Below are 22,745 nucleotides of genomic sequence, written 5' to 3'. Positions count from 1 at the left end.
CCTCCATCAATAGACGACGACGCTCCTGATGCTCTGTCCGCCATGCATGAGCTCGAAGCCCTTGTTGATGTCCTCCAGTCCCATGGTGTGGGTGATCATCGGGTCGATCTCGATCTTGCCCTCCATGTACCAGTCGACGATCTTCGGCACGTCGGTGCGCCCGCGCGCGCCACCGAAGGCCGTGCCCATCCAGGTACGGCCGGTGACGAGCTGGAAGGGTCGGGTGGAGATCTCCTGGCCGGCACCGGCCACCCCGATGATGACCGACTTGCCCCAGCCGCGATGCGAGGCCTCCAGCGCCTGGCGCATGACCTTCGTATTGCCGGTGCAGTCAAAGGTGTAGTCGGCACCGCCGATCTGGTCGGCGCCGCGCTTCGTCATGTTGACGAGGTAAGGGACGATGTCCTCGCCCACCTCCTTCGGGTTGACGAAATGGGTCATGCCGAAGCGCTCGCCCCACTCCTTCTTGTCGTTGTTGAGGTCGACGCCGATGATCATGTCGGCGCCGGCAAGGCGCAGGCCCTGGATGACGTTCAGGCCTATGCCACCAAGCCCGAAGACGATCGCGGTCGAACCGATCTCCACCTTGGCGGTGTTGATGACGGCGCCGATGCCGGTCGTCACGCCGCAGCCGATATAGCAGATCTTGTCGAAGGGAGCGTCGGGATTGACCTTGGCGACGGCGATCTCCGGCAGGACCGTATAGTTGGCGAAGGTCGAGCAGCCCATGTAGTGGTGCAGCTTCTCGCCGTTGATGGAAAAGCGCGATGTGCCGTCCGGCATGACGCCCTGGCCCTGGGTGGAGCGGATGGCGGTGCACAGGTTCGTCTTGCGCGAGAGGCAGGAGGGGCATTCGCGGCATTCGGGGGTGTAGAGCGGAATGACGTGGTCGCCCTTCTTGACCGAGGTGACGCCCGGGCCGACATCGACCACGATGCCTGCACCTTCATGACCGAGGATCGCCGGGAACAGACCCTCGGGGTCGGCGCCCGACAGCGTGAAGTCGTCGGTATGGCAGATGCCGGTCGCCTTCACCTCCACCAGCACCTCGCCCGCCCGAGGCCCCTCGAGCTGAACCGTCATGATCTCCAGCGGCTGGCCGGCTTGAACGGCAACGGCGGCGCGAACGTCCATGGTCTTTCTCCATCTTTTCGAATTCGCCGGACTGTCGCATGCGGCAGCTGATCTCTCAAGAGAAGCCCTGTCGTTCCATCTGCTCGATAGGTGGGCGGACGGCTTCAGGCTGCCGCGTGTTCCGTGACGGGGATATCTTCATCCAGCAGAAGCCACTCCGTAGCCCTGATGTCGTCCGAGCGGGAGGCGATCTCTGTGAGCAGCATGACATCGCGCCATCCTGGATGATTCTCCTCCGCCTCGCACAGGACGTCTATCTGTTCGAGGATCAGCTGCTCCGCGCGCGCAAGCCGTATGGAGCCGCGATCAACGGCGCTCCGCAGGATGCGCCAAAGATAGGCGAGGTCAGCCTTGGTCACGCCACGGCTGTCCAAACGCCCCGGGGCATATGCTCCGCGCGGTTCCGGCAGCAGGGCGAGGCGCAGCTGGTTCAGTGCCGCAGCGGAGAGGAAACCCGGTACGTTACGCGCGATGTCGAGAACGTGAAGGATGATTTCCAGCCCTGCGGGCGAACGAACCGCGCCAGCGGAGGCAACCTTCTCCAGCAGCCAGCCGGCGGTCTCGCCCGTCACATCTCCGTCGGCCGAATCGCGCCAGACGACGAATTCGGCGATCGCCTCGACCAGATAGTCCGTCCACTCGGGGCAGTGAGTCGTGCAGCAGTCATGCAACGCAAGGGCCATGCTGGCCTGGTAACGACTGGTGATTCCGTCAGGCCACATGTGGTGGCGCATCAGCCCGACATCGTCGGGCGTTATCTCACCCTTTCCGGCGATGACACATGCCGGAAAAGAAAAGCGCAGGTCGCTCATCTTTCATCTCCGTTTCATCATGAAACTGGGATGGAAGGAATAAGCTTCACGTCTTGACGGACTGCCAACGGACGCTCTTAACGCCGCATGAGAGTGATCCTTACGATTTGATCGACGTACCAATTCGAGACACTGGTGGGGAGAGGAGACCATCTGGTGGTCCCTGTCCGCGCTTGATGTCAGTCGGGTCGGAACGGTCGCTATGCCGAGGCGGTCTGGCCGAACACATCCTCGAATGCCTCGCGCAGCCGCATGTCGACATCCGTCATCATGACAGGCAAACCGAGATCAACGAGGCTGGTGACGCCATAGGCGCTGATTCCGCAGGGCACGATCCCGGAGAAGTGTGTCAGATCCGGGTCGACGTTCAGCGACAGCCCATGAAAGCTCACCCAGCGCCGAAGTCTGATTCCGAGCGCCGCGATTTTGTCTTCCGTCACTGAACCGTCGGGCAGGCGCGGCTTGTCCGGCCGGCGAACCCAGACGCCGACGCGGTCCTCGCGCCGCTCGCCCCGGACATTCATCGATTCGAGGGTGCGGATGATGGTTTCCTCCAGGGCTGCCACATAGGCCCGCACGTCCTGACGGCGGCGTTTCAGGTCCAGCATCACATAGGCGACCCGCTGGCCCGGACCGTGATACGTATACTCTCCCCCCCGCCCGGTAGCAAAGACGGGCAAGCGATCGGGATCGATAAGGTCGGAGGCATCGGCACTGGTGCCGGCCGTATAGAGCGGTGGGTGCTCGAGCAGCCAGACGAGTTCGTCGGCCCGGCCGTCGGCAATCGCCGCCACCTCCGTTTCCATCGTCGCCACTGCTTCTTCGTAAGGGACGAGGCCATCGGAGATGCGCCAGCGCACCGGCGGCGAGCCCGGCAGAGGATGCATGGAGTGGTCTAGTTCGGTGCGCGCGAGCATGGATGGTCCTCGTTCTATGTCCGTTTGCCAGACCGCCGCCACATCGGCAATCCGGGGGGCGACAAGGCCAAGCATATAGGGATTTCGGCGAGCGATTTTAATCATTCAAAATTCTGTCACGGCGCCCTTGTGCCGTTCAGATCGTTTTGCTACATGCTGCCCCGCCGGCGCAAGTCGGCCTACCACGATGCGGTCGTGGCGGAATTGGTAGACGCGCAGCGTTGAGGTCGCTGTGGGGCAACCCGTGGAAGTTCGAGTCTTCTCGACCGCACCATTAAAACCCGCTCCGGCGGGTTTTTTGCTGTCTAGGCAGTCGGTTTTCTAAACCGGAGAGGTTGGGCGATGGTAGAACTCCATCCGCAGCGGCGAGCAGCCAGTGCAACCGCTAGGCTCGGCCGAACAGGTCGTCCAGTTGTCACGAGCGGCGGCGGCCAGACAATTGACGTTGCCCCGGCCGGTCTCGACCCAGGTTTCACACCGATAGATCTTCTCTATTCGTCTCTGGCGAGCTGTCTTGCCATCAGCGCGCGGATTGCGGCAAGCGAGTTGCGGCTTCTGGATCGGCTTGAGGTGGTCACGGTCCAAGTGGCCGGAGATAAGGCCGAGGATGGACCCGGTCGAATTGGGGAAATCTTCTGCGAACTCACCGTAAAAGGTAATTTTGACCCCGCCCAGCTTGCGCAGATTGTGAAACGGGCGGAGGAAATCTGCACCGTGAGCAATACCTTGAGGCAAAGCCCCGCCATGTGCGTCACGGTGCAGGAGAACTGATCAGTCGTCCGTGGGGATGTGCGTGTCGACGCCGGCGAGGCGGAGATTATTGACGACGCGGCCTACTCCCCTGATCGCCTGGGCTGTCCGAACGACCCGTGAGGCCATAGAGCGATCATCCACAACTCCCTCGATGGTGACGACGCCGTTTTCGGCATGGACGTCGATGCTCTCCATCGGCACGTCACCGAGATCATCGAGGGCTTCCGTCACACGTTCCTCGATGTCATCGGAAAGCTCGAAGCCGTCAGTGCCGGGCAGCACGTTGTCCGGGCTCTGTTCCTCCAGGCCGTCCGCGTCGACGCTGTCCACGTGATAGCCGCGATTGCGCTCCCGGTCGAAGTTGGCATTGGGATCGCCATAGGCGGCGTTGTCGACCGGCCGGGTTGCGGCACCGGCAGCATCGGCATAGGGCCAGCCATCGTCGATGTTGCGTGTGTCGTAATCGCGGAAGTCCTCTTCACGGGTAATGTTGTCGGCATTGCGCTTGATCGCCATCGGGATCTCCTTTCGCATTCATCGAGCACCTAACGCCCGGCGCGAAGAATGGTTCGTGGAGATCAGCGGCCACCCTGCTTCTGCCATCTGCGGATCAACCGCTCCCGCTTCAGGCGCGAGAGGCGCTTCAGCCAGAAGATCCCTTCCAACTGGTCGATCTCGTGCTGGAGACAGATCGCATGAAAGCCCTCGGCCTGTTCCTCGTGCCAGTCTCCCGCTAGGTCCTGGTAGCGGCACGAGATCGACGACGGCCGCTCCACCTCCTCGACGAAGCCTGGCATCGAGACGCTGCCTTCGGCGTGACGCATGGTCCCTGCGGATGAACTGGGGATTTTTGGGTTGACATAGGTCCGCGGCGCCTGCCAGTCCGGCAGTTCGAGAACGGCGACCCGTTGCAGGATCCCGACATGGGCTGCGGTTATGCCAACCCCTGGTGCCGCACGCATCGTGTCCAGGAGATCCTCAGCCAGTTGCCGGAGACCGGCCCCGAAATCTACGACCGGTTCGCACACCGCAGACAGCATAGGGTCCGGATATCTGAGGATGGGACGGAGGGTCATATTCTGCCTCGCTGGATGGTTCTTAACCCTTTGTCTCCGGCCTGACTAAACCACAGCCTGCGGCCCCGCTGGACCATGGGATGCGATTCGTCTAGCACGGAGGAAGCGGCGCTCGCCGCTGATCCACCACATCATTGACTTCCATGGCCTGCCCGCCATTCTCTTGGCGGCACAGGCAAGCAGGGGCGGCGAATGATCGATACCGAGGACGAAGACCGCACCCGCACCCGCTCGGAAGAGCCTGCGGACGACATATATGCGGAAAACGGCTCGGTCCGTGCCGATTTTCTTGCGCTTGTCGGTGCAGCAATCGCCGACCGCGACATCCTTTTCCTGCGCCAGCACGTGGCGCGGCTGCACGAATCGGAGCTCGGCGACCTCCTCGAAGCGATCCAGCCGGAACAACGCCTCGCTCTGGTCCGGTTGCTCGGCGCCGATTTCGACCTGACGGCTCTGACGGAGGTCGACGAGGCCATTCGCCTCGAGATCGTCGAGCAGATGCCGAACGAACAGATCGCAGCAGCGATCGGCGAACTCGATTCAGACGATGCCGTCTACATCCTCGAGGACCTCGACAAGGACGATCGCGAGGAAATCCTCGCGCAACTGCCGTTCACGGAGCGGGTCAGGCTGCGGCGCGCGCTCGACTATCCGGAGCAATCGGCCGGGCGGCGGATGCAGACCGAGTTCGTTGCCGTGCCGCCGTTCTGGACCGTCGGGCAGACGATCGACTACATGCGCGAAGAGGACGAACTGCCCGAGTCGTTCACGCAGATCTTCGTCATCGACCCGACGTTCAAGCTGCTCGGCATCGTCGATCTCGACCGCATCCTGCGCACGAAGCGGCAGATCCGCATCGAGAGCATCATGCGGGAAACCAACTATCCCATTCCGGCCGAGATGGACCAGGAAGAGGCGGCGCAGATCTTCGAGCAATACGACCTTCTCTCCGCGGCCGTCGTCGACGACAATGGCCGGCTGGTGGGCGTGCTGACGATCGACGACGTCGTGGACGTCATCCAGGAGGAGGCCGAGGAAGACTTCATGCGCCTCGGGGGCGTCGGTGACGAGGAGTTGTCCGACTCACTGGCCGAAACCTCCCGTTCCCGCGTCCCCTGGTTGGCGGTCAATCTGGTGACCGCCTTCCTTGCCGCTTCGGTCATCGGCATCTTCGACGCGACAATCGAGAAGATCGTGGCGCTCGCCGTCCTCATGCCGATCGTCGCCGGCATGGGCGGGAATGCCGGTTCCCAGACGATGACCGTGACGGTGAGGGCGCTCGCGACCCGGAGCATCGATATCCACAATGCCGCGCGCATCATTCGTCGCGAGGCGGGGGTCGGGCTGTTGAACGGTGTCCTCTTCGGTCTCCTGATCGGCGTCGTGGCGGGGCTCTGGTTCCAGGACGCCAACATCGGCGGGATCATCGCCGCAGCCATGCTGATCAACATGATCGCCGCAGCGCTGGCCGGTATCATGATCCCCCTTGTGCTTGATCGAATCGGCGCAGACCCGGCCGTGTCCTCGGCGGTGTTTGTCACCGCCGTCACGGACGTGATCGGTTTCTTCGCCTTCCTCGGTCTTGCGACCTGGTGGTTCGCGGCGGTTTGACGGGGCAAAATTGACTGTTACGTAAAAGTCAAATAATCTCGCGGTCAGGAACAGGACATGACCGTGAACAAATATTATTCGATCACCGAACTGACGCGGGAATTTGGCGTCTCCACCCGCACGCTCCGGTTCTACGAAGACGAGGGGCTCTTACATCCCGAGCGACGGGGACGGACGCGCCTGTTCCGTGCGGCGGACCGACGCCTCCTCCAGGAGATCCTGCGGGGCCGCAGGATCGGTTTCACGATCAATGAGATCCGCGAGATCATCAAGGTCTACAAGGAGCCGCCCGGCGAGCTTGGGCAGTTGAAGCTGATGATGAAGCGCATCGACGAGAAGCGCGACGAACTTCGCCAGAAGCGCAAGGACATCGACGAGACGCTCGAGGAACTGGACAATGCCGAGGAGGCCTGCCTGACGCGCCTCGCCGAAATCGGCGTCAGTACCTGATCCTACTGGCTGCGAATGGCGCATTCCTGCGCAATCGCCTGCACACGCTCGTCACCCTGAGCAATGATGCTGCCGCTCTGGACAGGTTCGAGCAGCGATTGCGCCACGAGCGCGTCCCTGGTGCAGGTGCAGAACCGGGCGCACAATCCCGGATCATTTCCTTCTGACACACATCCACGCTCGCAGCTTGCTTGATAGGCCTGGACGGGATCGACTGGCGCAGGCGGATTGATGATCGAGAACAGATAGACGATCGCGATCAGCACCGGTTGGTGGACGAGGTAGACCAGAAGGCTGTGGCGACCCGCCAGGGACAGAAGATTGGGCCGCGTCTGCACCCTGCTCAACGGCTCGAGCCAGCTCCACGTCATCGCAATCCGCGCCACGGCCATGCCTGAAAGCAGGGCGGCGAGCCACGGAAACAGCGGCACGAGATCATTGGAACGGGGAGGGGTCGCGCTCAACCCTGTCCACGCCAGGAATCTTGGGTCGAACAGGCTGGAGCGCACCGTCCCGGGCATCTGACTGTCGATGATGAGCGCGAGCACGATCAGCCCCGCTACACCGGCGGTCAGCAGCGGAGGCGCCCTGAGGAACGCCAGGCCGATCAGGCTTCCAAGGGCGATACAGTGCAGGATGCCGAAGAATATCCACTCATTCGGCGTGGCAAAAAACGTCGCGATACTGATTGCGGCGGCAGCGCCGGCGACCATGCCGAACCGCTTCCAGAAGGAGTTCCAGCGGATAGTCGGATAGTGGGCCAGGACGAGGCTGACTCCGGCCAAGAACAGAAACGTGCTGGCGATGGATCGCGCATAGAGCTTCCACCAGCCGCTCGTGGCCGTCCCTGGCCCGACATAGCCGAAGAACTCGAGGTCCCAGGTGAAGTGATAGGAGGCCATCGCGACGAGGGCGGCGCCGCGTAACGTATCGATCAGTGTGATGCGCGGTCGGAACCGCGGCGTGTTCTCGGCAAGGGTCAAGACGGCTCTTTCTCGTCGCGGCGGCTATGGAGTCTGGGAGTCCATGATGGCTCGCCGTGCCTCTGAAAAGAACTGGCGTCGCGTCAGCACGAAGATGACGAACACCGTGGTGAGCATGAACATATAGGGCCCTACGAACCAACCAAGATAGCCGATCGACAGGAAAATCGTCCGCAGGCCAGAATTGAAGTGCTTCGCCGCGATCGTGTTCATGCGAACCACCTGATCCGCAACCCGGCGAGCGTGTTGCAGATCCCTGGCGGTCTCATCCATCATCGGCAGCGCCCCGAAGAGAATGGTGCAGTAGTTGAAGAGGCGATAAGACCAGCCGAACTTGAAGAAGGCGAAGCCGAACATCGCCGTGAGGCCGGTTACCTTGAGTTCGAAGACGGTGCGGCCACCATAGGCCACGAAGGGCAGTTCGCGGAACACCGCATCCACCTGGTCCGTCGCGCCGAGCAGCGCGAAGCAGCCGCCGATTGCAAAGATCGATGTCGAGGCAAAAAAGGCAGTGCCGTTTTGGAGCCCCGCCATGATCTGCGTGTCGATCATCTTCAAGTCACGCTGGAGCGAGTTGTAGATCCACTCGCGGCGCCGGTCGGCCATCGCCTGATTCAGGCTGGTGCGGGGAAGATAGCGCGTACCCGAGCCCGCACTGATCCAGGAATAGCCCAGCCAGAGAAAAAGGAAGAGGCCAAGAGCCAGATAGTCAGCGATCGTCATGTGGTTTCCTGCTGCGTCCCTCGGACCGATATGCTCCAGCAGTGGCTGGGGGGCAAGAGGCGGGAGACGTTAACCCTTGCGGCCGAAAGGAGGCTGACGCAGGCCTATCTTGATCCTATATCCAGGCGGCATGTCCGAAGGCATGCGCCTCGCGAATGGCAGGGTTGTAGGTTTGCCTTGCTTCCGCCATTTTTTCGGGTTGCGGCCCCGGTCCCAAATTAATATACCATTCACCATCGCAGCGCTTTCGCAGCGCCGCGCTAGAAAAGTGTCCATCTTACCGGAGTCATCATGGAAGATACCGTTCAGAAGTCCTGCTGGGGCGTCACTATCAAGGCGCTTGCGGGATTTGCGGGGATTATGGCGCTCGCCTATCTCTTCGGCACGATCTGACGTTTCCGACCCCACAAGAACAGTGAGTTTGAGAGAAGAGCGCGGTATTCGTACCGCGCTCTTTTCGTTTTCACCTCCCCCAGATGCGACCTGGCTGGCAAGTGGTCTCCGGTTGCTGCTATATCGGGCCAGCCATCTCGTGGCTCAGCATCATTGCCGGCATCAGGTGAAGCATGTTCCTTTCTGTCTTCGACGTCTTCAAGATCGGGATCGGGCCGTCGAGCTCTCACACGATGGGCCCAATGTCCGCCGCTCACCGCTTCCTTGAGCTTCTCCTGTCGGACGACTGGCCCCGTCCATCCGCAGCGCGGGTTGCGGCCATCAAGGTCAGCTTGCACGGATCGCTGGCCTATACCGGCGTCGGACACGGCACCGGCAGGGCGGTTATCCTCGGTCTGACTGGGGAGGAGCCGCACCGGGTTGATCCGGACCGCATGGACGAGATCATAGCCGAGGTCGAGCGCTCTGGCGCAGTGACGCCCCCTGGCCATCCCACCTATGCCTTCCAGCCGAAGGATGATCTCGTCTTCGATCGCAAGCAGACCTTGCCCGGCCATGCCAACGGGATGGCCTTCTCGGCGTTCGATGCCGATGGTCGGGTACTCGTCAGGCGCATCTACTATTCGATCGGTGGCGGGTTCGTCGTGACGGACACCGAACTGCAAAGGATGCGGGCGGCAAAGAACGAGCAATCCGGACCCTCCGTGCCCTATCCCTTCGCGACGGCTCGGGAAATGCTGCAGATGGCCCAGGGCTCCGGCATGAGCATCGCGCAGATGAAGAGAGCCAATGAAGAGGTCACCCGCTCGCGCGGCGAACTTGATTCGGGGCTCGATGCGATCTGGGAAGCGATGAACGGGTGCATCGACCGGGGCCTGAAGGTCGACGGCGTGATGCCGGGCGGCTTGAATGTGCGTCGGAGAGCACGTGCCATCCACGACAGGCTCAATGAGGAATGGCGGAGCAATCGGCCCAACCCCTTGCTGGCGAACGACTGGCTGAGCGTCTACGCGATGGCGGTGAACGAGGAGAATGCAGCCGGCGGACGCGTGGTGACGGCACCGACGAACGGCGCGGCGGGGGTTATCCCGGCCTCGATCCGGTACTTTCTTCAGTTCCATGACGGAACGACGCGCGAAGACATTCATGAGTTCCTGCTGACGGCGGCGGCCATTGGCGGCATAATCAAGCACAATGCCTCCATCTCCGGCGCCGAAGTCGGCTGTCAGGGAGAGGTCGGTTCCGCCGCGGCCATGGCGGCGGCAGGGCTGGCGGCGGTGATGGGTGGGTCGCCCGAGCAGATCGAAAATGCAGCCGAGATCGCCTTGGAGCACCACCTTGGCATGACCTGCGATCCGATCGCAGGCCTCGTCCAGGTCCCGTGCATCGAGCGCAATGCGCTGGGCGCCGTCAAGGCGGTAACTGCCGCCTCACTGGCAATCAAGGGCGATGGGACGCATTTCGTGCCGCTCGACGCTTGCATCGAGACGATGCGGCAGACCGGCAATGACATGAGCGAGAAGTACAAGGAGACTTCCACCGGCGGCCTGGCCGTGAATGTGGTGGAATGCTGAGCTCCGAAAGGATCAAAGCCTCCTGCGTGCTTGACCTGTGCCGGCTTTAGGATTTGAAGAACGACATGGCACTCCACATGATCAAGCTCTGCGTCGGTGCGGACTCGTTACAGGACCTGAGGGACTGGGTGAGCGAACGAGCCCTGATGGCCATTTCGGCCGGGCTCGAACCTCATTCGGTCCACACGACGCGGATGGTCCCGAAGCGAAGGGATGAACTGCTCGACGGCGGCTCCCTCTACTGGGTCATCAAGGGGCAGGTCATGGCGCGCCAGCCGCTCCTCGACCTTCGCTGCGTCACCGGTTCGGACGGCATCCAGCGATGCGAACTAGTTCTGGGACCGGAGGTCGTGGAAACGGCGCCCCAGCCGAAACGCCCATTCCAGGGTTGGCGCTACCTCAAGGTGGATGAAGCGCCGCGTGACCTCGGCAGCCTGGGCGAGGGGATGACGGCGATGCCGGAGGATCTACGACGCGAGCTCGCGGACCTCGGGCTGCTTTGAACCTACTTTAGCGCAGGCGAAGCCGGACGGGCAGGCGCCCCGAATAGGGGCCTACGTGGAGGTGGATGCCCACTTCCGGCTGGGAGTGACGCAACGCACGAGCTCCATGGCTCAGCAATAGTGCCACAAGATCGCGCGTGCGGTCCTTCGACTTGCTCAGTCCGGCCCCCGCCAGACGCATTGCGGCCTCGTGAAGCGGATGCAGCGCCAGGCCCTTCATCCGCTTTTCCCCCGGAGCGAAGGGGGAGTTGGCGATGTTCTCGTAAGCTGCCATTTCTGCCTCGTACACGTTACAAATCGAGGTTTACGGAGGGGATACTCCCCCACCGGCGCTGATAACACGCGGCGCCGGTTAACTTCTTGGTGTCCAGGCCTTCGCGGTTACTGTTGCGAGGCCCAGCAGTTGACGCCCTGCTTCTTCAGCGCTTTGCAGGTATTCACGGCCGCGGTCTGGTTCTCGAAGCCGGCGAAGCGAGCGCGATAAAGGTTCTGACCGTTCGCATTGACGGCAACGGTGAAGGGTTTGGCGGAACGCAATACCTTTCCGCCCTTGTCCTGCGCTTTCTGCAGGAGTTCCGATGCCATGCCAGCGTCAGGCGAGACGCCGACCTGGATCACCCAGCCCGAAACCGTATCGGCTGGAACTGCAGCCTTGGTCGAAGCGGTGGTTACGACATCGACCTCGCCGGAGGTGTCGCCTTGCTCGGTAACGGCGACGTCTTCAGGCGGAAGATATTCCGGAGCCGGCGTAGGCGTGGCGACATTGGCAATGGCGCGCATGGCATCGCCGCCGCGTTTTGCAGAGGAGGGAGGCGAGTAGGCCGAGGCCACCTGCTGCTCCTCGTAGCGCGCCTGCGGTACCGGCCCACTGCTCGGGAGATCGAAAGCCGCAAGGCGATCGGCTGCGGCGATGACATCACCAACCGGGGCAGAGGGGGCCTGGGCAATCAGGGCGCCCTTGCCACCGCGAGATGCCTTTGGAAGGTACTGCCCAACGAGCTTGCGCATCTGCGCATCGCGGCTAGCGCCTGTACGCCCGCCGATCACGACGGCAACAATCGAGCGACCGTCCTTCTGCAACGAGGTAACCAGGTTGAAGCCCGAGGCCCGGATGTAGCCGGTCTTGATGCCATCGACGCCTTCGACCGAACCGAGCAGGCGGTTGTGATTGCCGATCGTCTGCTTGCCGAACTTGAAGCTGCGTGTGGAGAAGTAGCCGTAATACTGCGGGAAGTGCTGACGGAGAGCCATGCCCAATCGCGCCTGGTCCCGCGCGGTGGTCATCTGCGCGGTGTTGGGCAGGCCGTGGGCGTTGCGATAGGTGGTCCTGGTCATACCAAGGGCGCGCGCCTTGTTCGTCATGATCTGGGCGAAACGCGATTCCGATCCCCCAAGGAATTCGCCGAGCGCGGTGGCGACATCGTTGGCAGAGCGCGTGACCAGTGCCTTGATGGCCTGCTCGACGGTGAGGCTGTTGCCAGCGCCGACGCCAAGCTTGGAGGGCGGCTCCGCAGCTGCCTTCTTCGACATCGGCACCTTGGAATCGAGGCGGATGCGACCAGCTTCGAGCGCCTCGAAGGTCAGGTAGAGGGTCATCATCTTGGTGAGCGACGCGGGGTAGCGAAGGCCATCAGGGTCGTCGCTATAGAGGACCTTGCCCGTGTTGGCGTCGACCACGATGCCCGCATATTTCGGCGCGGCCTGCGCATCGCGGGACGGAGCCCCCACGAGGAAGGTGAGGGTGAGGGCAAGGCCAAGCAAAAGGTTGAGAATATTCGCAGGCCGATTGGGGAGAAGGATCGAAAAGTCTGCTTTCAACACTGTCGCGCTCATTGCTTGCATTAGAATACTCACCTTCCGGACGCGCCCCCGCCACGAACCGTTGGCGTCAATCTAGACAGGCAGCGTTACCAAGAGGTTTATGGTGAACGGCAATTCCCCGGTTTGAATTGCATTTTAGTGATTGCCCCGGCTCGGCCCCGTCGTCCATTCGTAAAAATCCGGTAATGACGGCATGAATATGATGCCGCGGCGCTATTTGCTCCTGATCATGCAGATTGGGGTAGCGAGCCTGACGCGGCATAGGTCGTGGAACGAGAAGAGCGCCAACCCGCTGGTACGGGTGGCGCTCTGGGAAGGGAAGGATCGGTTCGATTATCGGGACACGCTCGATACGGCGGTCGCGCGCCCGTCCTGCAGCTTTACCCAGCGGCCCGCATGATCGGCGGCCTGTCGCTTCAGGAATGTGTACTCGGTATCCGACCAGAGAAGGACGGTGTTGCGCATGTTGTCGAGCACGAAGTCGCCGCGGTCGGTGCGGACCGTGAGGACGGCGTGCCCTTCGCCGTTCGGCTGCAAGACGACGGTGATCAGCAGGTCGGACGGGTCAAATCCCTTCGCCATCAGCATCTTTCGCTTGAGCAGGACGAAATCCTCGCAATCGCCGACGCTGCGCGGATAGGCCCAGCGCTCTTCGACGCCATAGATCTCCTGGTCGGTCAGGGGCTGGATTGCCGTGTTGACGGTATAGTTGATGTCGAGCATCGTCCGCCACCTGTCCTGCGTGAGGGTCATTGGGCCGGGGTCGTGCGATGCTGGCCCGCATTCGCTGGCATAGACGCGGCAGAACTCGTAATGGCCGATAGGCGGATTGGCCTTGCCGATAACCTGCATGCCAAGTGGCATGGCAAATGAAGTCGGTGCTGCGATCAACGCGAAAAGAGCGGTGGCGATGGCGACACTGAGTTTTCTGCCGGTCATGATCTTGTCTCCCCGTGGTGAGGATCAAGATGGCACAAGCATGTTGAGTGCACGAAAAATTACGTAGTAAAATCAATACAGTAATCGATTCAATGTTGCGGCGAATTCGAACTGAACTCGACTCAAATCCGATGAAAACTTGCTGTGAATTTGTCGATCTGTTGATTCAAATTGTCCCGACACAGGTAACGCCCGGAGGAGGCTGCTGGTCACCCCGCAGCCGTGTACCGGATCCTCGGGCGAGCAAAGGGTTAACGGCGATCAGCTATGACAATGGAGCAAGTGTCCGAGACTCGACCGGTGCTGCGGGTCGAACGGGGAGAGTAGCTGCTTCGTTGGCTCGCAGCGGAGCCGGAAGGCGGCACCACTTCTATCCATCTCCATGGATTTTTTTCGCAATTCAGCGCTATGCAACCCGAGCCTGTTCCATTTCGGCGCAGGTGAGTCCGTGAAGCTGAAACAGAAACGGCGGCCCACGGCCGCCGTCTGGTCCTGCATACTGAGACGAAGATCAAAGGAACTCGCGCAGAGACTCCCGTGATTGCACACTGGCGAACTCGATCGCGACACCTTCCATGAAATGCCGCACCACGCGTCCGCGCACGCTTCCGAGGCGCACTGGCGTCCCGAGCGGCGGGCGGATCTCGACATCGATCGCCGCGCCGGACAACGAAAGGTCCATGAGGCGGCAGCTGTAGCGGGTTCCATCCTCGAGGAAGAGCTCGGTCGCGGACTTCCTGGGCGTGAGACGGTCGTGGCGACGATCCTCGGGAAGGCCCAGCTCATGCTTGTTGGCGATCCACGTCAACTGTGCCGCAAGTTTCTCGCGCTTGCGGTCGGTTGCATTGATGACCACCGAGAAGCCGTTGGTCCCGACCTCATTCACCACCCCTTCGATCCGCCCCAGGTGGTCGAGGTAAGCGATCACCCGCTCGTTGATCCTTGGGCGGCCGAAGCAGGAGAATTCGACGTCTCCGGGCGACATCTCGGTCGCCGTGCAGGGGTATTCCTCATGGTCCGCCAGCATAAGTCTGCCCTCGACATTGACCGTGACACGCTGAAACGCACGCGCTGGGGGCGGCTGTCTCTGGCCCACGTTGTGAGGTGTCTGCTGTGAATACATTGCGGGTTTTCCTGTGCGCAGGTTGCCCATGCATAGCACCCGGGGGGTTAAGATTGCGTGTTTTCGCGGGTTGCCATTGCGTGCAATAGCGATTGTTCCCGACTACCGCTTCGCTTCTCGGGTCGGCTTCGCCTATATGACTGACTGATGGCGCAGGAAGGATAGGTAGATGGATCGGCAGAACCAGGTGGACGACAACGGCGACGCGGAATACCGGCCAGAGCGCCAGCCCGTTTTTAACCTGCCGCGCACCCTCGTGCTGACGATCCTGCTGCTCGTGGCGCTCTATCTCATGGAGGCATTCCTCTTGAACGAGGAGGCGGTTGGGGCCTTCATGTTCTACATGGCCTTTACTCCGTTGCGGTATGTCTATCCGCTGGCCGAGCAGGGGCCGGAGTGGTTTACCACGCCTGTGACCTATTCGCTGCTCCACGGGAGCATCGAGCACCTCGCCTTCAACATCCTGTGGCTGACAGCCTTCGGAGCCCCTTTGGTGCGCCGGATCGGCGCGGTGAGATACCTGGTCTTTTGGGTGCTCTCCGCTGCTGCTGCCGCATTCTTCCATGCGGCCCTCCATTGGGGCGCGCAAACGGTGCTGATCGGAGCGTCAGGTGTGGTTTCCGCCCTGATGGGGGCGGCATGTCGCTTCGCCTTTCCCGTCCGTGGCGGCTTCAACCGCACCTATGGACATCTCTATCCACGGCAGTCGGTCCTGGGCGCGTTGCGAAACCGGACGGTCGCCGTCTTTGTGGGAATATGGTTCGCCGGCAACATGCTGATCGCAATTGGTCTGCCGCTGGTGGGGCAAGGCGCGAGCCAGATCGCCTGGGACGCGCATATCGGCGGCTTCCTCTTCGGGTACCTGTTGTTCGCGCTCTTCGACCCGCTTCCGTCCGCCCGCCATTGATGCTGCTGCACCGGTATATTGCAATCCCTCTCATGTAAGGGCACCATCTGTGGACGGATATCGCTCTGATGGGGGAGGGCGCTACCCGCGTGCACTGGTATGCGAGGAGAAAGCCATGGCCATCGTCGTCAAGAACATGCTGGACGCCAAGGGGCGAGATGTCGTCACAGTCAGCCCGGATAAGTCGCTTCTGCAGGTTGCGGGAATTCTTCACGAAAGAAAGATCGGCGCGCTTGTCGTGACGGGCGTCGACGGGCGCATTGCCGGTATCTTCACCGAGCGCGATATGGTGCGCGCACTGGCCGAGAAGGGTGCGGCGATCCTCGATCAGCCCGTCTCCTCCGTGATGACTGTGAATGTGCAGACATGCCGGGAGGAAACGACGGTCAACGCGCTGATGGAGATGATGAGCAGCGGCCGGTTCCGTCACGTGCCGGTAGAAGACGGCGGCCGGCTTAACGGTATCATCTCCATCGGCGACGTCGTGAAGTCGCGCATCCGCGAGGTGGAAATGGAGGCGGAAGAGATCAAGGCCTATATCGCAGGTTGACCGCGGTGCGGTTGCTTTACCGCGCGAACACTTCCTGCATCCGTTGCAGCGCAGCGATCTGGTTCATCGTCTCCATGTAGCCGCGATCGATCGCCTCGCCGGCCCGATGAAATTCGGACAGGCCGATGTCGCTGAGACGCGGGTGCAGGGCAAGATCAGGCGGATCGCCGGCGAGCCTTGCGCGCGAGATGCGCTCCTGGATGATGTTGAATGCCTGTACCATGACGCCCGGAAGGCCGAGGTGATGTTCCTTCACCTTGGTCCGGGGCTGTTCAACCGTCTGGAAGCTGGCGCTGTGCTTCACGACGGCGGATCGCCCGAAGATGTCGTAGTTGAGGTTTACCGCCACGACGAGCGGCTGCTCGTAGGCGCGGCAGACCGATGTCGGAACCGGGTTTACCAGAGCGCCGTCCACCAATGTCCGGTTGTTGCAGGTCACCGGTTCAAAGATGCCGGGCAGTGCGTAGGAGGCTCGCAGCGCCGTGATCAGCGAGCCGTTGCCGATCCAGACCTCATGGCCTGTGTGGAGTTCCGTTGCGACGGCCACGAACGGACGATCCAGTTCTTCGATGGACAGTCCTTCGAGATGCTCCTGCATGCGTTTGGTCAAGCGCATCCCACCGAGCAGACCGCTACCCCCGATGGTAAGGTCGAGGAGTCCGGCAAGTCGGCGCATGGTCAGCGAGCGTGCAAAACTCTCCAACTCATCGAGCTTGCCGGCGAGGTAGCATCCGCCCACCAGTGCACCAATGGATGTGCCGGCGACCATGCCGACTTCGATGCCCGCCTCGTCAAGGGCGCGCAGAACGCCGATATGTGCCCAGCCGCGGGCCGCCCCGCCACCGAGCGCAAGGGCCAGTTTCGCCTTCTTCGGAACATCGATCGCTGTCGGTGGTTCTGAGGGACGTGCGGAAGAGGGATCTGCAGGCGTTACTGCGTGATCACTGCGATTCCAACTCCAGTTCAGCATCGGCACCTCCAGGCTGAACGATTTCCCGACACCCAGGAAAGCACAGACTAGTTGCGAAATGGTGTAGGTGTGCGCCCGCCTGTTACAGAATGCGACGCGCCGCTACTTAGTTCCATCCGGTTTGTAGACTTGGGCGGGGTCGAAGTGCCGGTGATCGTCGGCAATCCTGAGGACGCCCTCATCCCCCTGTTTCTCCACGACACGATAGAAGCAGGAGCGTCGACCAGTGTGACATGTGGCATCATGTCCGGCCACCGAAACCTTCAGCCAGATGGCATCCTGGTCGCAGTCCGTGCGGATCTCATGCACGGTCTGCAGGTTTCCGGAGGTTTCACCCTTCTTCCAGATATTCCGGCGGGATCGGCTATAATAGTGGGCAATACCCGTGTCGATGGTCAGTGCCAGCGCCTCGGCGTTCATGTGGGCGACCATCAGAAGCTCGCCGTCGGCAGCATCGGTCACGACCGCGGTAACAAGGCCATTGGCATCGAAGGCGGGTGCCAGGGGGCCAGCGCCTTCCTGCTCCGCCTTGTCGGAAGAGGGTTCGGGGAATTCGCGAATCATATGTGGCTCAGCGGTTGCGAACGAGCGTGAGGAAGCGGGCCTGTTCGGCGGCGTTGTCCCTGTACTCGCCGGTAAACGTCGTGGTGAGCGTCGTCGAGCCCTGCTTCTGCACGCCCCGCATGGCCATGCACATGTGCTCCGCCTCGATCATCACTGCAACGCCGCGTGGGCGGAGCGTCTTTTCGATGGCAGCTGCAATCTGTGCCGTCAGGTTCTCCTGGGTCTGCAGGCGACGGCCGAAGATGTCGACGACGCGGGCGATCTTCGAAAGCCCCAGGACGCGGCCATTGGGCAGATAGGCGACATGGGCCTTTCCGCTGATGGGCAACATGTGGTGCTCGCAATGGGAGAAGAAGGGAATGTCGCGCACCAGCACCGCATCGCCATAGCCCGAGACTTCCTCGAAGGTGCGCCCGAGAACCTCATCGGCGGAGAGAGAGTAGCCGGAGAAGAGTTCGCGATAGGCAGCGGCGACACGTTTGGGGGTATCCAGCAGGCCTTCCCGCTCCGGGTTCTCGCCGACCCAGCGAAGCAGCACGCGAACGGCCTCCTCGGCCTGTTCCTGCGTCGGGGCGCTATCGGTCTGGCCGGAGGCCGGGAAGTTCTTCACAACTGCATCCATTGCTGTCTCCCGGGAGCGTTCATCGAGCCCCCATGTCGTCATCCGCCGCAGCGAGAGGCGGATGGTCGCTTCAAACCGGGTAATTGACGCCTTGGCGCTTCATTTACAAGATATTATGGTCTCATTTTCCAGCATTTGGCGAGAAAGCATCGCTTTCTTGATACCTGCAGGCGTTCGTCACATATAATGATGACATCATAAAACTGACATCAGCGGAGCCGCGCGAGCCGGATGCGCTCCAGGAAACGCAGCGGGATCGATCTGCAAATGGACGATATCTACAATAGCAAGATCCTTGAACTGGCAGGCAACATCCCGCGTGCCGGCCGGCTTGAGGATGCCGATGCCACGTCGGAGAAGCACTCGAAGCTCTGTGGTTCACGCGTACGCGTCTACCTGAAGCTGAGCGACGGCGTCGTCACCGACTTTGCCCATGAGGTCCGTGCCTGCGCACTTGGTCAGGCATCCTCTTCGGTGATGGGTAGCCAGGTCGTTGGGGCCACGCCTGTCGAAATCCGCCAGGCGCGCGAAGACATGCTGGCCATGCTGAAGGCGGATGGCGAAGGGCCATCGGGACGGTTCGAGGACATGCGCTACCTTAAGCCTGTGAAGGATTACAAGGCGCGGCATGCCTCGACCATGCTGACATTCGATGCGGTGGTCGACGCGCTTGACCAGATCGACGCCAAGACGCCTCAAACAGTGTCCGCGTGACATGTGCGACGAACCCGGCTGCAGGCATTCTCTGCGCGTCGGGCGGTCCCGCAACTGGCAGGGTCCGTTTCGCAGGACCCCGGGCCGGCTGGCGGGAATGGGGCTCATCCGACTTTATCAGCTGACGCTCTCGGGCTTCATCGGGAACTCCTGCCGCCATATTCCCACCTGTTCCGAGTACGGCTACGAGGCAATTGGGCGCCACGGGCTGTGGGCCGGCGGCTGGATGACGCTGTTCCGGGTCGGTCGCTGCGGGCCGGGCGGCACGTCCGGCCTGGACCCGGTGCCGGAGACGCTCCAGCAACGTCAGCAATGGTGGCTACCCTGGCGATATTGGCGTCCTCACCCGTGACGGCCGCGCTTGAATAGGTACGGGAAAAGCACTATCAACCGGCCCGTTCGCACTCGGCAGCGCAAGATCAGCGCCGATCATTCACCACCACCCGCATTCGTTGGCGGGACTGGATCCAGGAGCAGTCATGTCCCAAACCGTTTCCCTTACTTTCCCCGATGGCTCCGTCCGCGCGTTTGATGCCGGTACGACGGGTCGCGACGTCGCGGAATCCATCTCGAAGTCGTTGGTCAAGAAGGCCGTCGCGGTCACCATTGACGGTATGCTGTGCGATCTCTCCGATCCCGTCACCGACGGTGCGATCGAGATCGTCACCCGCACCGATCCTCGTGCGCTGGAGCTGATCCGCCACGATACCGCGCACGTGATGGCAGAGGCCGTGCAGGAACTCTGGCCATCGACGCAGGTAACGATCGGCCCGGTCATCGAGAACGGATTCTACTACGATTTCGCCCGCGATACGCCGTTCACGCCGGAGGACCTGCCCAGGATCGAGGCGAAGATGAAGGAGATCATCGCCCGCAACAAGCCATTCACAAAGGAAGTCTGGCCGCGAAACAAGGCAAAGGAGGTCTTCGCTTCCAAGGGCGAGGACTACAAGGTCGAGCTGGTAGACGCCATTCCGGAAGACCAGGACGTCAAGATCTACTACCAGGGCGACTGGTTCGACCTCTGCCGTGGACCGCACATGGCTTCGACCGGACAGATCGGTACTGCCTTCAAGCTGATGAAGGTGGCCGGCGCCTATTGGCGGGGCGATTCCAATAATCCGATGCTGACCCGCATCTATGGCACTGCCTGGGCGACGCAGGAGGAACTCGATCAGTACCTTCATGTCCTGGCCGAGGCGGAAAAGCGCGACCATCGCAAGCTGGGCCGGGAGATGGATCTTTTCCATTTCCAGGAGGAAGGTCCAGGCGTCGTCTTCTGGCACGGCAAAGGCTGGCGGATGTTCCAGACGCTGGTGGCCTATATGCGCCGCCGGCTTGCCGGTGCCTATGAGGAGGTCAATGCGCCGCAGGTGCTGGACACGTCCCTTTGGGAGACCTCCGGCCACTGGGGCTGGTACCAGGAAAACATGTTCGCGGTGAAATCCGCCCATTCGCTGACTAACCCGGATGACCCGGAGGCGGATGATCGTGTGTTCGCGCTGAAGCCGATGAACTGCCCGGGCCATGTCCAGATCTTCAAGCACGGTCTGAAGTCTTATCGGGAACTGCCTATCCGCCTTGCCGAATTCGGTCTTGTGCACCGCTACGAGCCCTCCGGCGCGCTACACGGTCTGATGCGCGTGCGCGCCTTTACCCAGGACGATGCGCATGTCTTCTGCACCGATGAGCAGATGGCGGCCGAGTGCCTGCGCATCAACGACCTCATCCTGTCCGTCTACGAGGATTTCGGCTTCAAGGAGATCGTCGTCAAGCTCTCCACCCGACCGGACAAGCGTGTCGGCTCGGACGATCTTTGGGATCGCGCCGAATCGGTGATGATGGAGGTCCTGAAGACGATCGAAGCGCAGTCCGGCGGCCGCATCAAGACCGGTATCCTGCCGGGCGAGGGCGCTTTCTACGGGCCGAAGTTCGAGTACACGCTGAAGGATGCGATCGGCCGCGAGTGGCAGTGCGGCACCACTCAGGTCGACTTCAATCTGCCCGAGCGCTTTGGGGCCTTCTATATCGACCAGAACTCGGAGAAGCGTCAGCCGGTGATGATCCACCGGGCGATCTGCGGCTCCATGGAGCGCTTCCTCGGCATCCTGATCGAGAATTTTGCTGGTCACATGCCGCTCTGGTTCGCGCCGGTGCAGGTCGTTGTCGCGACGATCACCTCCGATGCCGACGATTACGGTCGCGAAGTGGCTGACGCCCTTCGCGAGGCTGGCATGGCGGTCGAGACCGATTTCCGCAACGAGAAGATCAACTACAAGATCCGCGAGCACTCGGTCACCAAGGTGCCGGTGATCATCGTCTGCGGCAAGAAGGAGGCCGAAGAACGCTCGGTCAATATCCGCCGGCTGGGGTCGCAAGCACAGACGTCCATGTCGCTCGGTGAGGCGGTGGGCGCGCTCGCTCTGGAAGCCACGCCGCCAGACCTTCTTCGCAAGGCGAAGGCCCGCAAGTCTGCTGCCTGAACAGATATGCGCCCGCCTCGAAAGGGGCGGGCGGAATTTCGGGCCGTGGTCAGTTCCGCAGTTCGGTATCATTGAGCAGCCCCATTTCAGCGGGCTGCTCCTTCATCAGGACCTCGACATCCACGTTCTCGGCGGCCTTCACGCTGAAGGCCCGCTGATAGATCCTGTCCTTGTTACGGGCGATTGCCAGGTAATCGCCTTCCGCGAGTACCATTGTGGAGAAGGCGCTGACGCTTTCGTTGACGATGTCACCGGCCGCCGTGAGCACCGACCACGCAGTGTCGGCGATCGCCTCGCCACCCGGCTGGGAAACGAGCTTCAGGGTGATCTCGGCGGCGCGGTGCTGCAAGGTTGCCTCGAGTAGCTTGCCGGCTTCGACCTGAATATCGGCGCGAACGACCGCGTTGATGTCGCCGTACTCGGAAACGACGTGATAGGTGCCGGCATTGAGGCGGACGATCGTATCGGGGCGGACATCGGCCATGACCAGTCCGCGCTCGCCGTCCTCGCGAACTTCGGATGAGTAGATCGAGAATCTGAGACGATTGGCGGGCACGGGGGCATCGGAATCCGAGACCGCGTCAAGAACGACACCGCCGGCGTCCAGCACGAGAACCTGTGGTTCGACGTCGCCATCCGTCGGCACGGTGAGCTTCTTGGTAACCCCGGCGCGTCCGAACGCGACGTTGACGAAATAGTCTCCGGGCAGGAGCTGGAACGAGGCGTCTCCCCCCTCGGAACTCGCGACGAGAGGCAGCTTTCCGTCCTCGCCCGAGATCGGGCTGAAGACACGCCAGGTCAGGCCTTCCTTCAGCATCTCCTCGCTGTTGACCAACTTGGCACGGAAAGCTACGTCTTTCGCCGTAGCAGTCGCCAGTCCGCCGCCCGTGGCGGAGAACGCGCTGAGCTTCGGCATTTTCGAAGTGCTGCTGAGCTGCTTGAACGTCTGGAAGGCTTCCTCCGCGGAGGCGCCCGTGACCGGCATGAGGAACATGGCGCCGGCCATGGCATAACGGGCCGCGATGGAAATGCCTGTCATTGATCGTGAACCGGTTGACTCTTCTGGTGCTAAGCCTCACTTCAAGACCAATCCTGAGGCAATTTCAAGACCTTCCTACCATGA

25 protein-coding genes and 1 tRNA gene are annotated in these 22,745 nt (G+C 61.8%); 11 read left to right on the top strand and 15 right to left on the bottom strand.

The annotated features are described in order from the left end of the window. Positions 1-6: 6 nt before the first annotated feature. From ACEPP2_RS19640 to lipB, 3 genes are all read right to left on the bottom strand, one after another. The gene (locus ACEPP2_RS19640; protein WP_281976337.1) at positions 7-1,134 is read right to left on the bottom strand and encodes an S-(hydroxymethyl)glutathione dehydrogenase/class III alcohol dehydrogenase; all 1,128 of its coding nucleotides are present in this window, start codon (positions 1,132-1,134) and stop codon (positions 7-9) included. 104 nt (positions 1,135-1,238) lie between these two features. Continuing rightward, positions 1,239-1,946 (bottom strand): hypothetical protein, encoded by a 708-nt coding sequence (locus tag ACEPP2_RS19635; RefSeq protein ID WP_395517671.1) that lies wholly within the window; start codon positions 1,944-1,946, stop codon positions 1,239-1,241. 200 nt (positions 1,947-2,146) lie between these two features. Continuing rightward, positions 2,147-2,863, bottom strand: a complete 717-nt coding sequence (gene lipB, locus ACEPP2_RS19630; protein ID WP_395517670.1) for a lipoyl(octanoyl) transferase LipB — start codon at positions 2,861-2,863, stop codon at positions 2,147-2,149. A 189-nt stretch (positions 2,864-3,052) separates the two neighbouring features. Here lipB and ACEPP2_RS19625 point away from each other — a divergent pair. Further along, positions 3,053-3,137, top strand: a tRNA-Leu gene (locus ACEPP2_RS19625). 68 nt (positions 3,138-3,205) lie between these two features. Beyond that, positions 3,206-3,634: an OsmC family protein gene (locus tag ACEPP2_RS19620; RefSeq protein ID WP_395517669.1), complete on the top strand. Its 429-nt coding sequence runs from the start codon at positions 3,206-3,208 to the stop codon at positions 3,632-3,634. On the opposite strand, the gene ACEPP2_RS19615 is transcribed toward ACEPP2_RS19620, so the two are convergent. Both ACEPP2_RS19615 and ACEPP2_RS19610 read right to left on the bottom strand, forming a co-directional pair. Further along, positions 3,635-4,132 (bottom strand): BON domain-containing protein, encoded by a 498-nt coding sequence (locus ACEPP2_RS19615; RefSeq protein ID WP_395517668.1) that lies wholly within the window; start codon positions 4,130-4,132, stop codon positions 3,635-3,637. A gap of 62 nt (positions 4,133-4,194) precedes the next feature. After that, positions 4,195-4,692, bottom strand: coding sequence for a peptide deformylase (locus ACEPP2_RS19610; protein WP_395517667.1), 498 nt, complete (start codon positions 4,690-4,692; stop codon positions 4,195-4,197). A gap of 192 nt (positions 4,693-4,884) precedes the next feature. Between ACEPP2_RS19610 and mgtE the strand changes: the two genes are divergently transcribed. Together mgtE and ACEPP2_RS19600 are read left to right on the top strand one after the other, a co-directional pair. Next, positions 4,885-6,303, top strand: coding sequence for a magnesium transporter (gene mgtE / locus ACEPP2_RS19605; protein WP_077546020.1), 1,419 nt, complete (start codon positions 4,885-4,887; stop codon positions 6,301-6,303). Positions 6,304-6,360: 57 nt separating this feature from the next. Next, complete coding sequence (locus tag ACEPP2_RS19600) at positions 6,361-6,753, top strand: MerR family transcriptional regulator (protein ID WP_052638337.1); 393 nt, start codon at positions 6,361-6,363, stop codon at positions 6,751-6,753. Between the two features lie 2 nt (positions 6,754-6,755). On the opposite strand, the gene ACEPP2_RS19595 is transcribed toward ACEPP2_RS19600, so the two are convergent. After that, entirely contained in the window at positions 6,756-7,736 is a 981-nt protein-coding gene (locus ACEPP2_RS19595) for a heparan-alpha-glucosaminide N-acetyltransferase (protein WP_395517666.1), read from the bottom strand. Positions 7,737-7,760: 24 nt separating this feature from the next. Next, a complete protein-coding gene (locus ACEPP2_RS19590; RefSeq protein ID WP_077546018.1) occupies positions 7,761-8,459 on the bottom strand; it encodes a DUF599 domain-containing protein in 699 nt (232 codons plus the stop codon). 566 nt (positions 8,460-9,025) lie between these two features. On the opposite strand from ACEPP2_RS19590, the gene ACEPP2_RS19585 reads away from it, so the two are divergent. Both ACEPP2_RS19585 and ACEPP2_RS19580 read left to right on the top strand, forming a co-directional pair. Continuing rightward, a complete protein-coding gene (locus tag ACEPP2_RS19585; RefSeq protein ID WP_395517665.1) occupies positions 9,026-10,426 on the top strand; it encodes an L-serine ammonia-lyase in 1,401 nt (466 codons plus the stop codon). Positions 10,427-10,491: 65 nt separating this feature from the next. Continuing rightward, entirely contained in the window at positions 10,492-10,929 is a 438-nt protein-coding gene (locus ACEPP2_RS19580; RefSeq protein ID WP_395517664.1) for a DUF1489 family protein, read from the top strand. A 7-nt stretch (positions 10,930-10,936) separates the two neighbouring features. On the opposite strand, the gene ACEPP2_RS19575 is transcribed toward ACEPP2_RS19580, so the two are convergent. The 4 genes from ACEPP2_RS19575 to ACEPP2_RS19560 all read right to left on the bottom strand — a co-directional run bounded on the left by ACEPP2_RS19575 (position 10,937) and on the right by ACEPP2_RS19560 (position 14,812). After that, the gene (locus ACEPP2_RS19575) at positions 10,937-11,203 is read right to left on the bottom strand and encodes a hypothetical protein (protein WP_052638342.1); all 267 of its coding nucleotides are present in this window, start codon (positions 11,201-11,203) and stop codon (positions 10,937-10,939) included. A 107-nt stretch (positions 11,204-11,310) separates the two neighbouring features. After that, on the bottom strand, positions 11,311-12,771 hold the full coding sequence (locus ACEPP2_RS19570) for a serine hydrolase (RefSeq protein WP_395517663.1): 1,461 nt from the start codon (positions 12,769-12,771) through the stop codon (positions 11,311-11,313). Between the two features lie 312 nt (positions 12,772-13,083). Next, a complete protein-coding gene (locus ACEPP2_RS19565; RefSeq protein WP_152340197.1) occupies positions 13,084-13,689 on the bottom strand; it encodes a transglutaminase-like cysteine peptidase in 606 nt (201 codons plus the stop codon). 511 nt (positions 13,690-14,200) lie between these two features. After that, positions 14,201-14,812 (bottom strand): PilZ domain-containing protein, encoded by a 612-nt coding sequence (locus ACEPP2_RS19560; protein WP_395517662.1) that lies wholly within the window; start codon positions 14,810-14,812, stop codon positions 14,201-14,203. Positions 14,813-14,981: 169 nt separating this feature from the next. Between ACEPP2_RS19560 and ACEPP2_RS19555 the strand changes: the two genes are divergently transcribed. Together ACEPP2_RS19555 and ACEPP2_RS19550 are read left to right on the top strand one after the other, a co-directional pair. Then, complete coding sequence (locus tag ACEPP2_RS19555; protein WP_395517661.1) at positions 14,982-15,719, top strand: rhomboid family intramembrane serine protease; 738 nt, start codon at positions 14,982-14,984, stop codon at positions 15,717-15,719. 115 nt (positions 15,720-15,834) lie between these two features. Continuing rightward, entirely contained in the window at positions 15,835-16,269 is a 435-nt protein-coding gene (locus ACEPP2_RS19550; protein WP_152340194.1) for a CBS domain-containing protein, read from the top strand. 16 nt (positions 16,270-16,285) lie between these two features. Here the strand turns inward: ACEPP2_RS19550 and ACEPP2_RS19545 are convergent, their stop codons facing one another. The 3 genes from ACEPP2_RS19545 to folE all read right to left on the bottom strand — a co-directional run bounded on the left by ACEPP2_RS19545 (position 16,286) and on the right by folE (position 18,425). Continuing rightward, positions 16,286-17,239: a patatin-like phospholipase family protein gene (locus ACEPP2_RS19545; protein ID WP_395517660.1), complete on the bottom strand. Its 954-nt coding sequence runs from the start codon at positions 17,237-17,239 to the stop codon at positions 16,286-16,288. 102 nt (positions 17,240-17,341) lie between these two features. Then, the gene (hisI, locus tag ACEPP2_RS19540) at positions 17,342-17,803 is read right to left on the bottom strand and encodes a phosphoribosyl-AMP cyclohydrolase (protein ID WP_395517659.1); all 462 of its coding nucleotides are present in this window, start codon (positions 17,801-17,803) and stop codon (positions 17,342-17,344) included. 7 nt (positions 17,804-17,810) lie between these two features. Further along, on the bottom strand, positions 17,811-18,425 hold the full coding sequence (gene folE, locus ACEPP2_RS19535) for a GTP cyclohydrolase I FolE (protein ID WP_395517658.1): 615 nt from the start codon (positions 18,423-18,425) through the stop codon (positions 17,811-17,813). Positions 18,426-18,692: 267 nt separating this feature from the next. Here folE and ACEPP2_RS19530 point away from each other — a divergent pair, with 267 nt between their 5' ends. From ACEPP2_RS19530 to thrS, 3 genes are all read left to right on the top strand, one after another. Continuing rightward, on the top strand, positions 18,693-19,139 hold the full coding sequence (locus ACEPP2_RS19530; protein ID WP_395517657.1) for an iron-sulfur cluster assembly scaffold protein: 447 nt from the start codon (positions 18,693-18,695) through the stop codon (positions 19,137-19,139). Between the two features lies 1 nt (position 19,140). Beyond that, complete coding sequence (gene yidD / locus ACEPP2_RS19525; RefSeq protein WP_395517673.1) at positions 19,141-19,491, top strand: membrane protein insertion efficiency factor YidD; 351 nt, start codon at positions 19,141-19,143, stop codon at positions 19,489-19,491. 127 nt (positions 19,492-19,618) lie between these two features. Further along, entirely contained in the window at positions 19,619-21,622 is a 2,004-nt protein-coding gene (gene thrS, locus ACEPP2_RS19520) for a threonine--tRNA ligase (RefSeq protein ID WP_395517656.1), read from the top strand. A 49-nt stretch (positions 21,623-21,671) separates the two neighbouring features. Here the strand turns inward: thrS and ACEPP2_RS19515 are convergent, their stop codons facing one another. Further along, positions 21,672-22,661 (bottom strand): hypothetical protein, encoded by a 990-nt coding sequence (locus ACEPP2_RS19515; RefSeq protein WP_395517655.1) that lies wholly within the window; start codon positions 22,659-22,661, stop codon positions 21,672-21,674. Positions 22,662-22,745: the final 84 nt, after the last annotated feature.

This window comes from Pseudorhizobium flavum, from assembly GCF_044142885.1.
Lineage (GTDB): Bacteria > Pseudomonadota > Alphaproteobacteria > Rhizobiales > Rhizobiaceae > Neorhizobium > Neorhizobium flavum.
This window is presented reverse-complemented; position numbering and strand designations above follow the sequence as displayed.

Excerpts from the sequence above, each read along its gene's own strand:
- yidD (WP_395517673.1), top strand. The coding sequence starts at position 19,141 with ATGTGCGACGAACCCGGCTGCAGGCATTCTCTGCGCGTCGGGCGGTCC.
- thrS (WP_395517656.1), top strand. The coding sequence starts at position 19,619 with ATGTCCCAAACCGTTTCCCTTACTTTCCCCGATGGCTCCGTCCGCGCG.
- ACEPP2_RS19530 (WP_395517657.1), top strand. The coding sequence starts at position 18,693 with ATGGACGATATCTACAATAGCAAGATCCTTGAACTGGCAGGCAACATC.
- ACEPP2_RS19580 (WP_395517664.1), top strand. The coding sequence starts at position 10,492 with ATGGCACTCCACATGATCAAGCTCTGCGTCGGTGCGGACTCGTTACAG.
- ACEPP2_RS19615 (WP_395517668.1), bottom strand. The coding sequence starts at position 4,132 with ATGGCGATCAAGCGCAATGCCGACAACATTACCCGTGAAGAGGACTTC.
- ACEPP2_RS19565 (WP_152340197.1), bottom strand. The coding sequence starts at position 13,689 with ATGACCGGCAGAAAACTCAGTGTCGCCATCGCCACCGCTCTTTTCGCG.
- folE (WP_395517658.1), bottom strand. The coding sequence starts at position 18,425 with ATGGATGCAGTTGTGAAGAACTTCCCGGCCTCCGGCCAGACCGATAGC.
- ACEPP2_RS19600 (WP_052638337.1), top strand. The coding sequence starts at position 6,361 with ATGACCGTGAACAAATATTATTCGATCACCGAACTGACGCGGGAATTT.
- ACEPP2_RS19620 (WP_395517669.1), top strand. The coding sequence starts at position 3,206 with ATGGTAGAACTCCATCCGCAGCGGCGAGCAGCCAGTGCAACCGCTAGG.
- ACEPP2_RS19550 (WP_152340194.1), top strand. The coding sequence starts at position 15,835 with ATGGCCATCGTCGTCAAGAACATGCTGGACGCCAAGGGGCGAGATGTC.
- hisI (WP_395517659.1), bottom strand. The coding sequence starts at position 17,803 with ATGATTCGCGAATTCCCCGAACCCTCTTCCGACAAGGCGGAGCAGGAA.
- ACEPP2_RS19555 (WP_395517661.1), top strand. The coding sequence starts at position 14,982 with ATGGATCGGCAGAACCAGGTGGACGACAACGGCGACGCGGAATACCGG.
- ACEPP2_RS19515 (WP_395517655.1), bottom strand. The coding sequence starts at position 22,661 with ATGACAGGCATTTCCATCGCGGCCCGTTATGCCATGGCCGGCGCCATG.
- ACEPP2_RS19635 (WP_395517671.1), bottom strand. The coding sequence starts at position 1,946 with ATGAGCGACCTGCGCTTTTCTTTTCCGGCATGTGTCATCGCCGGAAAG.
- ACEPP2_RS19610 (WP_395517667.1), bottom strand. The coding sequence starts at position 4,692 with ATGACCCTCCGTCCCATCCTCAGATATCCGGACCCTATGCTGTCTGCG.
- ACEPP2_RS19575 (WP_052638342.1), bottom strand. The coding sequence starts at position 11,203 with ATGGCAGCTTACGAGAACATCGCCAACTCCCCCTTCGCTCCGGGGGAA.
- ACEPP2_RS19545 (WP_395517660.1), bottom strand. The coding sequence starts at position 17,239 with ATGCTGAACTGGAGTTGGAATCGCAGTGATCACGCAGTAACGCCTGCA.
- ACEPP2_RS19585 (WP_395517665.1), top strand. The coding sequence starts at position 9,026 with ATGTTCCTTTCTGTCTTCGACGTCTTCAAGATCGGGATCGGGCCGTCG.
- ACEPP2_RS19590 (WP_077546018.1), bottom strand. The coding sequence starts at position 8,459 with ATGACGATCGCTGACTATCTGGCTCTTGGCCTCTTCCTTTTTCTCTGG.
- ACEPP2_RS19570 (WP_395517663.1), bottom strand. The coding sequence starts at position 12,771 with ATGCAAGCAATGAGCGCGACAGTGTTGAAAGCAGACTTTTCGATCCTT.
- ACEPP2_RS19560 (WP_395517662.1), bottom strand. The coding sequence starts at position 14,812 with ATGTATTCACAGCAGACACCTCACAACGTGGGCCAGAGACAGCCGCCC.
- lipB (WP_395517670.1), bottom strand. The coding sequence starts at position 2,863 with ATGCTCGCGCGCACCGAACTAGACCACTCCATGCATCCTCTGCCGGGC.
- ACEPP2_RS19640 (WP_281976337.1), bottom strand. The coding sequence starts at position 1,134 with ATGGACGTTCGCGCCGCCGTTGCCGTTCAAGCCGGCCAGCCGCTGGAG.
- mgtE (WP_077546020.1), top strand. The coding sequence starts at position 4,885 with ATGATCGATACCGAGGACGAAGACCGCACCCGCACCCGCTCGGAAGAG.